Source organism: Pontibacter sp. CAU 1760 (assembly GCF_054482735.1).
Map to the genome: position 1 here is coordinate 249,349 of NZ_JBTLRL010000003.1, position 14,365 is coordinate 263,713.

At 50.6% G+C, this 14,365-nt stretch carries 11 protein-coding genes, 1 tRNA gene and 1 pseudogene; 9 read left to right on the forward strand and 4 right to left on the reverse strand.

Annotated features, from left to right (window positions below):
- Nucleotides 1-393: 393 nt before the first annotated feature.
- On the reverse strand, nt 394-1,683 hold the full coding sequence (locus tag ACXYMU_RS05825) for a site-2 protease family protein (protein ID WP_458985421.1): 1,290 nt from the start codon (nt 1,681-1,683) through the stop codon (nt 394-396).
- Nucleotides 1,670-2,302 (reverse strand): HAD family hydrolase, encoded by a 633-nt coding sequence (locus tag ACXYMU_RS05830; protein WP_458985422.1) that lies wholly within the window; start codon nt 2,300-2,302, stop codon nt 1,670-1,672. The genes ACXYMU_RS05825 and ACXYMU_RS05830 overlap by 14 nt, the downstream gene beginning before the upstream one ends.
- A 101-nt stretch (nt 2,303-2,403) precedes the next feature.
- Here ACXYMU_RS05830 and ACXYMU_RS05835 point away from each other — a divergent pair.
- From ACXYMU_RS05835 to ACXYMU_RS05855, 5 genes and pseudogenes are all read left to right on the forward strand, one after another.
- Nucleotides 2,404-2,477: transfer RNA gene (locus tag ACXYMU_RS05835), tRNA-Ile, on the forward strand.
- A 213-nt stretch (nt 2,478-2,690) separates the two neighbouring features.
- Nucleotides 2,691-3,008: pseudogene (locus ACXYMU_RS05840) on the forward strand (hypothetical protein); the annotation flags it as partial.
- Nucleotides 3,009-3,026: 18 nt separating this feature from the next.
- Nucleotides 3,027-3,890, forward strand: coding sequence for a tyrosine-type recombinase/integrase (locus ACXYMU_RS05845; RefSeq protein ID WP_458985423.1), 864 nt, complete (start codon nt 3,027-3,029; stop codon nt 3,888-3,890).
- A gap of 389 nt (nt 3,891-4,279) precedes the next feature.
- Nucleotides 4,280-4,558: a hypothetical protein gene (locus ACXYMU_RS05850; RefSeq protein ID WP_458985424.1), complete on the forward strand. Its 279-nt coding sequence runs from the start codon at nt 4,280-4,282 to the stop codon at nt 4,556-4,558.
- A 364-nt stretch (nt 4,559-4,922) separates the two neighbouring features.
- On the forward strand, nt 4,923-5,759 hold the full coding sequence (locus tag ACXYMU_RS05855) for a hypothetical protein (protein WP_458985425.1): 837 nt from the start codon (nt 4,923-4,925) through the stop codon (nt 5,757-5,759).
- A gap of 324 nt (nt 5,760-6,083) precedes the next feature.
- Here the strand turns inward: ACXYMU_RS05855 and ACXYMU_RS05860 are convergent, their stop codons facing one another.
- Nucleotides 6,084-7,751, reverse strand: a complete 1,668-nt coding sequence (locus tag ACXYMU_RS05860) for a carbohydrate-binding protein (RefSeq protein WP_458985426.1) — start codon at nt 7,749-7,751, stop codon at nt 6,084-6,086.
- A 1,107-nt stretch (nt 7,752-8,858) separates the two neighbouring features.
- Nucleotides 8,859-9,206: a DUF7793 family protein gene (locus tag ACXYMU_RS05865; protein ID WP_458985427.1), complete on the reverse strand. Its 348-nt coding sequence runs from the start codon at nt 9,204-9,206 to the stop codon at nt 8,859-8,861.
- Between the two features lie 128 nt (nt 9,207-9,334).
- Between ACXYMU_RS05865 and ACXYMU_RS05870 the strand changes: the two genes are divergently transcribed.
- The 4 genes from ACXYMU_RS05870 (at nt 9,335) to ACXYMU_RS05885 (ending at nt 14,341) form a co-directional block, all read left to right on the forward strand.
- On the forward strand, nt 9,335-11,779 hold the full coding sequence (locus ACXYMU_RS05870; protein WP_458985428.1) for a GNAT family N-acetyltransferase: 2,445 nt from the start codon (nt 9,335-9,337) through the stop codon (nt 11,777-11,779).
- Between the two features lie 11 nt (nt 11,780-11,790).
- Nucleotides 11,791-13,485, forward strand: coding sequence for a PAS domain-containing hybrid sensor histidine kinase/response regulator (locus ACXYMU_RS05875; RefSeq protein WP_458985429.1), 1,695 nt, complete (start codon nt 11,791-11,793; stop codon nt 13,483-13,485).
- A gap of 58 nt (nt 13,486-13,543) precedes the next feature.
- On the forward strand, nt 13,544-13,813 hold the full coding sequence (locus ACXYMU_RS05880) for a hypothetical protein (RefSeq protein WP_458985430.1): 270 nt from the start codon (nt 13,544-13,546) through the stop codon (nt 13,811-13,813).
- A 183-nt stretch (nt 13,814-13,996) separates the two neighbouring features.
- Nucleotides 13,997-14,341: a hypothetical protein gene (locus ACXYMU_RS05885; protein ID WP_458985431.1), complete on the forward strand. Its 345-nt coding sequence runs from the start codon at nt 13,997-13,999 to the stop codon at nt 14,339-14,341.
- Nucleotides 14,342-14,365: the final 24 nt, after the last annotated feature.

Consider the following 14,365-nt stretch of genomic DNA (forward strand, 5'->3'; position numbering starts at 1 on the left):
TGTATGGACGGAGTAGCAAGAAGGGCCTTTTAAGGAAAAGTCAAAAGGACCACAGCCTAGCCTTCAAGTTGGCCGTAGTGGACTTCCTGGCCTGCCTAAACACGCCGGAACCTTGTTGAATCGGGCAACTTCTTGCAGCACGATTCATATGTTACATAAGGCTTTCTTACAGTATAAAATAGAAAACCATGTCTCACACAATGTTTAGGGTGCGTCCTGGGTATGCCATGAGCAACATGAATCTGCTTTTACGGAGGAGGCCCTTATGGTAATTCGGGCGCAGGGTACAGGCAGTTTAGCGCTGGCTTGATAAAAGTATAGGGCCAGCATATACAAGTTATCCTGGCCCTTTACCAATCCTGCAGGTCGGTGCTGATATGCCAGCGCCTCACCTTAATCAATTATGAAAGGGGACGGGCTGAAGCAAAGTATGAAAATAATAAAAGCCAGGATGCCCAAAGCCTTGCGGAAGGGTGTCAGCGGACGCTCATCGGGGCAGGAGGGATGGAAGATGCCCATCACCTGCGACAGGAGCAACCCAAAAACCAACCAGCCGCTATACCCGTCTGCCTTCGGGAAAACAAACGAAACCAGCACCTGCACGAACAACACCAAGCCTGTGAGATAGAAGGTATACCGAAGGTTAGGCGTCGCCGGCTGCAGCACAAACACCAGGTATAAAATATAAAAAGCCCAAATCCAGATATACCCCTCCAGGGCCGGCAGAAAGCCCGAAAGGCTGTAGAGCACTAGTAGCAAAGCCCCAGCCGCGATCAAGCCAAGCCGTTTATCGTCCAGGATCTTGCTGAAAGCCCAGTAGCTAAAGGGGGCGAAGACCACTAGCAGTTCCTCCGACCACAAGGGCTCTGTGTTAGGCGAGATGATACCCAGTCCGGCATAGGTGATGAACAGGGCAAAGAAAATCGGTGACAACTGGTTGAAGCGCCTGTCGCCAATCAGTCCATACAGCACATGCCCACCATCCAATTGGCCAATAGGCAGCAAGTTAAGGGCAGTGAAAAACAGCGCCAGGTAACCCGCAAACACAAGGGGGTAATGGATGACCTCGTATTGGTTTGGTAGCAAAGCCGGGTCAGCCACAAAATGCTCGAAGCCCATAAACAGGAGGTTCCGGCCTAGCGAGAAACTGCCCAGGCCATCTTCATACACGTAGCGGGCGTAGTCTAGGCCAAACCGCTCATACTCGGGATGCACCTCAAAAATGTACGTAGGAGGCGGCAGGTGTGTAAAAGCGTAAAAGAGCAGCGGGATGGCCACTACAAAACCAGCCAACGGTCCTGCCACCCCTATGTCGAAGAACTGGCGACGCGAGAAGATGCGCTCTTTGATACGGATAAATGCCCCCATGGTGCCCAGCGAAAAGGAGATGCCGAACCACAGCGGGATATAATACGGCAGCGTAACGCGGGTGCGGTAGTAGCGGGCCGTAAAGTAATGCCCGAATTCATGCACCGTGAGTACGCCTAAAAAAGGGAGTGAAAAGTACAGGCCGCCTGCAAACTCCGCCCATGTGAGGGTGCCCGTCCAGTTGAAGCCCTGTGGCCCGAAAAAGAAGAGCTTCCCATACCGCCATTCCGAACCTGCGATGGTGGTGGTGGTGAGGGTAATGCAGAAGAGCAGCAGGTGCAAGCCATACGTGCGTTGCTGCTTAGTGAAGGGCATCCTTGAAAAATTCGTTGATCGTAAGCGGTGGCTGTAGGTGCAGGGTTTGCAGCCCTATCTTGCTGGCGCTCTCGATGTGCTGTATGCTGTCGTCGATAAAAAGCGTTTCGCTCTTCTGTAGTTTGTTCTGGACGATGATCTCCTCAAAAACCAGGGCGTCGGGCTTGCGCTTCCCGATCAGGTGCGAGTAATAGCTTTGCTCGAACAGCGAATCGAGGCTTGGGATGGTGAAACTATGCGACACGATCTCGTTAAACCGGATCAGGTGGATGGCGTTGGTGTTACTTAGCAGAAACAAGCGGTATTTTTTGCCCAACTCCAGCAGCAGGTCGATGCGCTCCTGCGGAATGTCGAGGAGCATGGCGTTCCAGGCCGCGTCAATTTCCTCGTCGGGAGCCGAGATGGCGTAGGCCTCACGCAACTCCTGGCGAAACTGCTCCGGTGAGCTGGCCCCCGTCTCAAACATATCAAACAGTTTCGACTGTTCGCGCTGACTGTAAGCGATATCGCAGTTGTTCCTGCACAGTTTCTGTAATTCGGCAATGCTCTTGTAATAGTCGATGTTGATGATCACACCGCCGAGGTCAAAAATTATATTCTTGATTTGCGTGAGTTCCACTGAAAAATTTTTGGTTTCTGTTTGAAATATTGAATGCAAATATGTAAAATTGCACTCCCAAATCAAAGAAAGCCCTTCACAGAGGGCTTTTTTATGGGAACGGGCCTATAGCTCATTCGGTTAGAGCAACTGACTCATAATCAGTAGGTGCCTGGTTCGATTCCAGGTGGGCCCACATCCTTTGTAAAGCCAGACAACAAAATGTTGTCTGGCTTTACTGTTTTCGCCCTTTTCCGTACAATTAGCCTATACCAAATAAGAGAATTTGATGCCGTTTTATACGTTCTCGCGGCACACTCTACGGATTAAAAACGGCACACTACTTTTCTATGATTTCTATCCGACTCTACCTGCATACGAAAGTAAGTAAAAAAGCACGCACTCCCTCTACATGGATGTGCACTGTGACGGCGTGGCAAGGCTCCGGCAGGCCACTGGCGAGACATTAAGGGCCCAAGACTGGAACCCCAACCGCATGGCGGTGCGCGGCTCTCATGACTACCATAAGGAGATCAACGCACGCCTTGAGCGCCTGAAGCTGCGGGTGCAGAGCGAGTTCCGGGAGATGCTGGACCGGGAGCAGGTACCCTACGGCGATGACCTGCGCAGAATACTCAGGCCCCTGCGGAAGCAGAAGCTGGAGGGGCAGGCACAGACTGCTCCCGAGATCCTGCTAGCCTTTGCAGAGAAGTACAAGGAGCGGTAACAGGTAGGGGGTAAGAAGGTGACAGACTCTTACGCCAGAAAGTTTAAGCAGGTGGCCGGGCACCTGGAAAACTTTCGTCCCGGCCTGCACCCAAGGGACCTGACAGAGAAGGTATGGCATGAGTATTTGAAGTACCTGTATGAGGATGCCGGGGTACAGGACTCTACTGTAGGAAAGCATTTGCAGTCCTGGAAAGTGGCCCTGAAGGAGACGGGGCTACCGCACGAGCACCACTGGCTGCGCAATACCTTCAACAGCCAAAAGTTGAAGCCGGATTTGTCATGGCCCGAGGTGCTGAAACTGGCCAATCACACATATGAAGACATGCAGCTGCAGGAGGCAGCTCATGCCTTTGTGATTGACTGCCAGCTGGCCCTCCGATGGGGGGATCTCTCCACCCTCACGGAGAACCACCTGATTGAGCTGAACACCCCTTCCTATGGGACAGTGCAGTGCTTCAGGAAGCGGCAGGGGAAAACGGGGCAGCCGGTACTGGTGCCTTTGCCTCCCTTAGGTGCAAAGCTTTTCCATCAGTACAAGATGGTACCGGTCCCACGTGCTGCCCGCACCGGTACACCCAACCTGACAGAGTATAACAAGCGGCTGAAGAAAGCGGCGGCGGCAGCAGGGCTTAAGCGCATGGTGGCAGTGGAGACGATCAAGAACGGGCATGTGACGGAGGAAATGAAACCCCTGCACAAGGTGATCTCCAGCCATAGCGCGCGCCACACGGCTGCCACCAGGATAAGGGAGGCTGCGGGCTATGAACTGGCACAACTGCTCTTAGGTCACGCGGCGACGAGCAACACGGCAATATACGCCCACCTCGACCCGGTGAAGACGGCAGAGCGGGTACTGAAGGCCTGGGAGTACTATAAATAGATAAAACCTTTATCGTTGATAGGAGGCCTTTCGTGTAGGCCAAGGTGCTCAACTATCGAGCAATCTCTTTGAGGATTCAACTGCCACTTCTGATTTTTACCATACTAATATTTGACTGCTAATTTAGCCTTGGCTCATAAGTTGTGTAATAGTAAATCATTTCTGGGCCTTGGCGGCTCAGCAACAGGTATGCTTAATCACTGTACTTATCATAACTACTGTTAAGGGACAAGTATAGCGCAGCTGTGCCTGGAGTGCCTCAACGGTCAAGCATTCGCCTTCTGTACCACACCTGGAGGACTACTTACCTGGGCCGTAGCCCAGTCCGATAGGCTCTTTGATGGCTTCTACGTGATTTTTTTACACATACAACTTATTAATCTAAAGCCATGATGTCCTACAACCAGCTCACGCCCCGCCAGCAAACAGTCCGGCAGAACGCCTTCAGGACGGTGTTCTATGCTGTGTTCGCCTGTGTGTCATTGTGGCGCGTTTCCGAGCTGCAGGAGGAGGCGAACGCCGACGCCGGAAAGATAGAAGATGCCATCATAGGGTATCAGGCGCTGGCAGAGGAGAAGGACTGGGCGGACACCCTGTTCATGAGCGATTACATGCGCGACAGCCTTACGCTAGAGCAGTACCGGCTTTGGTGTGAAATGGGGAAGTAGTGCATATCTAGATACCCTACTTGGCTGATACTTTCTTTCCTTTTGTAAGGATGAGTTGCGAATACTCACCTCAGGCCAGAGGCGCTGGCAATAGAATTTCCGGAGGGGTTTTGTGCTTAGGCAGAATCCGAATCGTTGCAGTATTATTAGAACCAATAGAGAGGGTGCAAGCCAGGCGGGAGTTGCAGTAAAGGTGTTACAATGTGGAACAGGTTGCGGCATGTTATAGGCGGACCGCATCATCCTTTCTTCCCCGATATTCATTAAATCGGCTCCTATATATTAAATATTATTTTTTATATCCTTTCTTGCTTTTATTCAGTATATAGCCTCCAAACCATACTGTCTCGCAAAAGCCCCACTTATGAAAAAACTATACCTGTTGCCTGTCGCGCTGTTCTTTTTCTTTGTGTCCTGCAATGATGAGGACGGTACCCCAATCCCTAACCCTATTGAAACGGAAGCCACCTGCATGGTGCTCGAAGAAACCATGAGCTCACTTAGCGGTCTTAATGACCGAACAGCTACTGTGGAGTATGACGCGGAAGGGCGCATTGCGTCCGTTACCTACACGAACAGGCATGGAGCTGGGCTTGTTGATAGGTATGAGCGGAACTCTGACGGCAAGATCAGCAAAGTCCAAACCTTCAACGGAGCTAACGTTACATGGGAGATGGACGTGGAATATAATTCCAAGGGAGATGTGATAAGAGGGACAACATCTGAAAATGGAGGCATGGTTACCCAGGTTATCCAGCTTGAGTATGAGTATGATCCACAGGGGAACATAACGAAGACCACAAGGACAGTAGTGAGGAATGGGAGAGGAGAAGGAAGCAGGGTCAAAACCTACGAGTACACAAACGGAAACCTAACTAAAATGGTAATTACAAGCGGTAACTCTGTTAACCATTACGTCTATGAATATGACCTGGACAAGCCTGCTTTCCCTTTAGAATTCGATAATCTCTTCTCAATCACTTGGGACCGTGGGACACCATCCAAGAACCTGGTGAAGAGGTATACCATAACACATCCTAATAATGAGGATTCCAAAGATATTGTTGACTTCACCTATAAATTGAACGAGGCAGGAATGCCAACTAGGACCACCAGCACGTCTGTTGCTTATATTGGTGAGGCCGTTTACAATCACGCAGCAGACTCATTGGTTACCACCCGTTCCTACAAGTGTGAGTAGTGACTATCCTTCTGCATAAACCATATACCTGTTAGAATAACTCACCAGGGCAGCAGTCTTGGTGAGAACACAGCACGCCCCCTTATTTCTCCGGAATCGCACCCTTAGAAACCCCCTCTATTTAACATAAGAGTAGTTGTCAGAGAAACCTTAAGCCCGGACGTAACTGCCAAAGCCGCTGCCATCTGACCTTAACGGCTCAGCTATTGAGTGACACGCAAGAATTAGGTGGCCCCTGGGGCGCACGGATAGCCCAACCATAGCCCTCAGTGCACCCCAGAGTCCAACCATCTTGCCCTGTATATTCGTGAGTCGGGTGCGTGACTACTCGACTACCAAAACGTTGGTAACGGTCTGAGCGGCCGAGTGGTCCTCCCAACTCCATACCAGGTCGTTCTCTGCGTCGAATTCCACCGCGTGCGGACCCGTGCCGATGTTGCCATCGCCCAGCCAGTTGGCAACGAGGATATTGCCGTTGCCGGGAACAACACTGAAGCCCGAGAATTTTCTCAGCCTCGCATTCGGGTGAGTGGCCATGCCGCCCCAGAATTTGACGATGTCGCCGGTTGGGCCGAACTGTACCACCTTGTTGTCATCCCTGCCCGGCTCGTGCAGGCTGCCGATAGGACCCATCGTGGCCCGCGTGTCGCCGTTGGCAAGGCGGTTGGCAACGTAGCCCCTGCTGCCAAACAGCAACTGCCACCAGACGATGTCTCCGGTCGGATTGACCTCGAACACCTTAAACATTAAGTCGTTGTTGATGTCGCCGGTGAATAGCGTGTTGCCGTTCGCCAGCCGACGGGCCAGGCGTAAGGTGGTGATATTGTTGACCGTCACCCTCGAAACTTCCGTGCCTGCGCTGTTTACTTCCGAAAACATCACTTTGGCGGGCGTGGTCCCGGAAGCCGCTGTCGACCAACCAAGCAGGGTATTGCCATTGGCCAGGCGCTGGGCAGTGGATACGCCCGAGTAGGTGCTGATCGACCAGCCCTTGGCGCCTGTGGTGCGATCGTATTCAGCAGCACCGTTGCCGTGGCTCACCAGTACCTTGTTATTGGCGACCAACTGCAGGTCGCGCGACCCAATGGGAATCGGCACTGTCCAGCTCTTCGAAGGGTCTTTTTGGTTGAGGTAGACGAGCTTACTGAAGCCATTATCGACCATGAATAGAATGTGTTTGATATCGCCGCTGCTATAAGTAAGGTTATCAATATTTGGCCCACTGGAACCAATAGCGGTTAACCGTATTCTGTTTACCCCCGCAATTAAGTTAGCATTTGCCGAGGAAACAGACCAGTTGGACCAATCGCCTGTTGGTGAAAAAGCAAGGCTGGCCGCAACGGTAGTGCCGTTTACCTGCAACTTCAAGGGGCGATTGCTGGTTTCCCCATTGGCATATCTGAACTTCAGCGAAAATGAGCCGGCATCCGCAGCGTTGACTGTCCATTCGACATAGTCTCCCGTTGCATTTATATAGTCGGCAAATCCGCTTCCGGTATAGCCGGGGCGGTTGTTGGCCACTACTGCGCCGCTTAAGACTGCCTGCTCCGCTTCTGTAGTTCCTGACTGAGCTATAGAAGTCTCAATTGCAAGATGATCAATATTTGGCCCACTGGAACCAATAGCGGTTAACCGTATTCTGTTTGCCCCCGCAATTAAGTTAGCATCCGCCGAGGAAACAGACCAGTTGGACCAACCGCCTGTTGGTGAAAAAGCAAGGCTGGCCGCAACGGTAGTGCCGTTTACCTGCAACTTCAAGGGGCGATTGCTGGTTTCCCCATTGGCATATCTGAACTTCAGCGAAAATGAGCCGGCATCCGCAGCGTTGACTGTCCATTCGACATAGTCTCCCGTTGCATTTATATAGTCGGCAAATCCGCTTCCGGTATAGCCGGGGCGGTTGGTAGCCACTACTGCGCCGCTTAAGACTGCCTGCTCCGCTTCATAAGTACCGATTTTGGCATCCTGACTGGAACTTATCGGATCTATCATTTTCTCATTAAGTTCAATCGCATCTTTTTCACAACCTGTAAAGCAGAAGGCAAAAGCAATGAGAAAACTAACAAACAGCCTTCTTGCTGTAGGCAAATAACTGTCGTTAAGCGCATTCTTGTTTAAACGTTCCATTTTTTTAAGTTTTAATGATTAAAACAATATTGACCTGTTTGCAGCGGCGAAATAAAGTGAGCTGTCTGGCATCTGGGGAAATCATGCAGCATCCCCCGCTGACAGGCAGTATTCGCCACCTAAAGGATGTTTCTGAAAAGAATTTGATAACTGTACATGCGTTTGAGAGGGGGAAATAATTTTTTCACAGAACCCAGCTTTTATAGTGAAACTGACATGAATGGCGCAAGCGATAAAAGCTATTACCCCTGTAGGAACAAATCAGCAGAACTGATTTCAACAGTTGATTGGTCAAGAGCGAAAAATTAGCTATGCTACTTAACAGTAGCCATCGTAGGGGTGGTTAAACCGGCTGAACTAAGCCAGACAGCTTATTAGCAACATGCAGCAGCCGAATAAAATAGGGACACTGAATCAGTTTCCACTAAAATGAGTGTCATCTAACTATGTCTGGCAATAAAAGGTAGCGCAGATAAACGTTTAACTCAAGGTATTTGTGATGAATATGTAGATCAAGCTTCAGGTGGCTTATCAGCTTCTAGGAGCTGCAGAGGGGAGGCTGTGGAGTAGCTCTGGGTGGAAATATGCTTTTACTCCGGCTGACGTGTATCTTACAATGTCATAAAATATTGTCGATATAGTTATATACGCGTGGTTCTTTCTGAAGTTGGTGTAATAGCTAGTCGGAAAAGAAGGCAAGCGTTGCAGCAGCATTTGTTTGGAATGCCTCTCTAGCTATACTAGGTTAAAATCAGTTGATTATGGTTGAGCCACTATACCAGAAAATATTGGAATTTGAGATTTAAGCAGATAGGGACTGATCACGAAGGTTATGTTCTATAGAAAACATAGGAGATAAGAATTATTGCCTCGCCATGTGCATTCCTCCATTCTTAATGTATCAGAATCCAGGATACCATGTATAAGCGCGTAATGGTTTCTATTAGCAAGGCGTTTAGTACTTTTTTGAGACTAGGCTGTTTTGAACTGTTGCAGCCATTCTACAGCACTTGCCTCATCCGTAAACATACGGGTAGGGTTCTTGGGCTTGCTGACCCTAATGAAAAAATTAGCCATCATGCGGAGCATGGGGGAGTCTAACACGATAGCGCTCGCTTTCACCAGATCATTGCCATCTTCGGCCATAAAATCACGTGCCTCTTTAGAAATGTCTCTGACATTCCGGACATCAAAAAGGCTTGGGTAAGCAGTCCCGTTCTTAAATTCAATACGTTCTTTTACAACTTCTCTGGCTATAGTTATATCAAGATGGTGTAGTGGCTTATAGCATAAAAAAAAGATGCCGTCTTTCACCTTCATAGTAACATAGTCTGTGCTTTTAGACTTACTTTCGCCTGTATTTTTAGAATTCGCCATTCAAACGGAATCTTAACATTTCTGAGAGTGCGTGCTTACACATCAACTTCAGCAGCAATTATACTAAATAAATGGCTAAAATTAGGCATAATAATATTCTTGATACGGTAGACTCCGTATTATCAGTTTCCAAAAAAAACGGGATAATCCATTTACATGCGCAGGATGAGGAACTTAACGGACGTGAGCTTACCCTGAAGGGCGAGCGGGTGCTGCATTTTGGAACCTGCGGCTATTTAGGGCTGGAGCATCACCCGGTCGTGAAGCAGGGCGCCATTGATGCCATTGTGCGCTATGGCACACAGTTCCCGATGTCGCGCACGTACGTGTCGAACCCCCTGTATGCCGAGTTAGAGCAGCTGGTGCAGCAGCTATACAGAGCGCCTGCCGTGATCTCTAAGAATTGCACCCTGGCGCACTTAACCACCATCCCGAGCCTAATCCGGCAAACGGACCTGGTGATTCTGGACCACCAGGTGCACGCCAGTGTGCAGGAGGCGGTAAAGAAGCTGCTGAGCCAGGGCGTGGCTGTGGAGATGATCCGGCACAATAACCTGGAAATGCTCGAGGACCGCATCAAAAAACAACGCAGCAAGTATGAGCGCATCTGGTACATGGCCGATGGGGTATACTCGATGTATGGCGACTTCGCCCCGATCAAGAACATGATTGCGCTTGCCGAGAAATACGACCAGTTATATCTCTATGTGGATGATGCGCACGGCATGAGCTGGGCCGGTCAAAACGGAACAGGGTATGTGATGAGCCAGATGGAGAATACGCTCTACCGCAAGATGGTGCTGACAGCTAACCTGGGCAAGGCCTTTGGCGCTTGTGGCGGGCTTTCTATTTTTCCGGAGGAGGAATGGTATCATAAAGTAAACAACTTTGGCGGTCCGCTGACTTTTTCGGTGCAGATTGAGCCTGCCACATTGGGGGCAGCCATTGCCTCTGCAAAGATTCACCTGAGCGAGGAGATTTATACCCTCCAGGAGGCATTGCAGCAGAAGATCGCTTATTTCAATGCGCTGCTTAAACAAACAGGCCTGCCTTTGGTGCATGAGAGCGAAAGCCCGATCTTCTTTATCGGCACAGGCACCATGGACATGGGGAATTACCTGGTGCAGGCCCTCCTGAAGGATGGCATATACGTCAACCTGGCGACCTTCCCGGCAGTGCCTGCCAAAAACATCGGTATACGCATTACCATATCGTTAAAAAACACGCAGGAGGATATTGAGAAGCTGGTGAATCTGCTGGTGCTCAATTTCCGGAAAGCACTGGAGGCGACTAATCAGACGCATGAAAAGATTCGGAAAGCCTTCAAGATGCCTGCCCTTGATTTGCAGGCTGCCGTGGCTGAGGCAACCGGCTTAAAAAAGGAAACGCTGCAACTGAGCACCTTTGATTCTATCCGGGCCTTTACACCAACGTTTTGGAATGACCTCCTCGGTTACAGGGGCATGTTCGACTGGAATGGCCTGTGTTTTCTGGAAAAAGCGTTTCGGGGACATGGAGCGCCTGAGCACGATTGGGATTTTAAGTACTACCAGGTGCAGGATGAGCAGGGCGAAGTGGTGCTGCTGACTTTCTGTGTGACGGCGCTCCATAAGGAGGATATCTTTTCGCGGGTGTCGGTATCCAAGGTGGTAGAGAAGGAGCGGGAGAAAGACCCGTACTACCTCACCTCCGAGGGCATCATTATGGGCAGCTTGTTTACCGAGGGCAACCACATGTACCTGAACAGGCGCCACCAGCAGTGGAAGAATGCTTTTAAGCTGCTGTTGGGCGAATTAGCAGCAGAGCAAGAGAAAACCGGTGCTGCCAGCGTGATGCTGCGCGACTTTGACGCCGGAGACCTGGAGCTAAACGATTTTATGGTGGAGCAAGGGTATATGAAAGCCGATATGCCGGAATCCTGTGTTATGCCACAATTAGGCTGGAAAAATGAGGAAGAGTACCTGGGCACCCTGACCAAGGAAAGCCGCCGAAACTTTAACCGCTATGTGCGGCGTTATGAAAACAATTTCGACGTGGAAGTGCGTGACCAGCTGCCGGAGGCTGAAATGGCGCATGCCATCAAACTTTTTGGCAACGTAAAGGCAAAGAATTTTGGCATCAATATTTTCCTGTTCCCCGACGAGGTTTTCCGGCAAATGAACACTGACCCGAACTGGGAATTCATTACCTTAAAACTAAAGCAGGCGCAGGGCGGCGGCGAGTTGCCGGTTGCGGTTTGCTTCTGCCATAAGAACGCTGCCAAAGTATACAGCTTTATGCTGACAGGGCTGGACTACGATTATACCCATGAATTTGGGGCTTATCGGCAGGCTTTGTATCAAATTGCGAAACGGGCCAATGAACTTGGCTATAATAAAGCTAACTTTGGCATCTCGGCAACCCTGGAGAAAAAACGCGTGGGGGCCAGACCATACCCTAAAGTGGCTTATTTCCAGGCAAAAGACAATTATACGCTTGAGATGCTGGAGACGACCATCGCTATAGAAACAGAATAAACGAGAGATAAGTGAAGATTCTCAGGCAAAGGATAGAGGAAATCATCGAATTGATCACAGAAGTGGCCAATGGCAACTTCGATTACCAGCTTGAAGTATCCGAAACCGGCGACGAGTTGGACGCAGTGATTGCCGGCATCAACATGCTGGGGCAGGAGCTGAAAAGTTCGACCGTCTCCCGGGACTTTATGCAAAGCATATACCAGGGCGTGGTGGACATGCTGCTGGTGCTGAACACTGACTTCACTATCCGCAATGTGAACGAGGCGTTTGAGGAGATCACGGGGTATAAGGAGGCTGAGTTGATTGGCAAGCCCCTTGATGACGTTTTCGCCTCGAGCGTCAACCCTTTGCTACCCGAGGTCCTGGATCAGTTTCAGCGAACCGGGAAAGTCCTGAATGTAGAGTTGCTGCTCAGCTCCACTGAAGTACGGCTGATACCGGCGTCATGCTCCATTTCATACCTCAGAAACAGCAAGCAAGAACCAGACGGCATCCTGATTGTCGCCAAAGACATCACCGACCTCATCAACAAGGCCGAGGAATTGAAAGAGGCGAAGGAGAAGGCTGAGGCAGCCAATGAGGCCAAAAGCAGCTTCCTCTCCAGCATGAGCCACGAGATCCGGACGCCGCTGAACGGGATCATGGGCTTTACGAACCTGCTGAAGGACAGCCCTCTTACCACCACCCAGGCGCATTATGTCAGCCTGATTAAAACCTCCGGCACGAACCTCTCCAAACTGCTCAACGACATCCTGGACCTGCACCGCATTGAGCAGGACAAGCTGGCGACCGAGTCTATACCCTTTGACCTGCGGGAAGTGATGGCGTCACACCTGAACCCCTACAAGCACATGGCCGAGGGCAAGGACATCTCGTTTAGTTATGAGTTTGCCCCAGAGGTGCCCCGCGTGGTAGTGGGCGACCCAACGCGCATCAACCAAATCCTGATTAACCTGATCAGCAACGCCATCAAGTTCACGGACAGGGGAAGCATTAGCATGTATTGCAGCCCGCTGAAAATAGAGGAAGAGAGCGAATCGGTGCTGCTTAAATTTACCGTCACCGACACGGGCATCGGTATCCCGACAGAGAAGCAGGCGATCATTTTTGACTCCTTCACCCAATCCGACCAATCCACGTCGCGCAAATACGGGGGCTTTGGTCTGGGCTTGGCGATCTGCAAAAAGCTGGTCAACCTGATGGACGGGAACATGGGCATCGTGAGCCCGGTACCCGGGCAGGAGGATGGGGCGGTCTTCTGGTTCAGTCTCCGGTTGCCGTACGTGAAAAGCGGGGAAGTAGAAGTGGATGAAGATGAGCTAGACCCTAACTTCACTCTGGCACAGAACACCCGCATCCTGGTGGTAGATGATAACTCCGTGAATGTGATGCTGATGCAACTGGTGCTGGAGAACCTGGGCGCTGTGGTCACCACGGCCAATGGCGGGGAAGAAGCTGTGCAATTGGCGTTGGAGCATTCCTATGACCTTATTTTTATGGACATCCAGATGCCCGGTATGGACGGCCTGGAAGCCGCTAGCCGCCTGCGGAGAGCCAACATGCAAAAGCCAATCATTGCTTTCTCGGCCAATGCCTACCAGGTTGACATCGCCAAGAGTCTGAAGGCAGGCATGGATGACCACCTGTGCAAGCCCTTCACCAATCGCGATCTGGTAACCATCCTGAAGAAGTGGGCCTCATAAACCTTGCCTCAACCCATTGCAGCCTTTTGTCGTTTAGCCAGCATACCATCCTCACCGCATGAGCCAGGACTACAAAAAAGTAAAAGACAGTTTTAGGGAGCTGTTAGAAGAAATAGTGGCAAAAAAGCCCTTTACACGCATTCAGTACTTCTCTGATATCCGGGAGTTTATCACCACCACGGCTATCCCCAAAGCGCTTTTCGAGCAGGATGGCGCAGAGTACCTCCGTCTGGCAACAGGGGAGGTAATCCGGTTAGACAGAATCGTGCGCGTTGGGGACAAGGCAGCCCCAGGGTATAGCGAAGATTACTTTCAGTGTGACATTTGATCCAACTGCCTGAAATCCTTTTCTCAATTTCTTCGGCGGCGTCACCATCCTTTCATTGCCTGTAAGTTAATTTCCTAGCCTGAGAGTGGTAGGCACGATTATTCAGGGGAACCTGTCGTCGGGTTTTGGTCCGGCCCTGCTTTTTTGTTCTTTTGTAGCAGATTAACCCACGTCTACTGCAAAATGAAAAAAATACTCCTGCCTTTTTTGGCGGTCTCCCTCGGGTTGGCCAATTCAGCATCAGCCCAAATCCCCGCTGTATCGCAAGCCCCGGCGGCCAAGCCGAAATCAGAGTTGCGGTATAACCTGACAGAGGACGGCTCAAAATACGTGAAAGCCACTTTCCTGAACCAGGTATGGCTACGCTGGAATGAAAGCAACCCCGGCACGACCGTGAACAGCGACCCCACCGACAACACCCTGGACATCGGACTTCGCCGTACCCGTATGCAACTCTACGGGCAACTCTCGGACCGTGTGTTCTTCTATACCCAGTTCGGTATGAACAACTTCAACTATTTGGCGTAGAATGCAGGCAACCGAAAGCTGCAG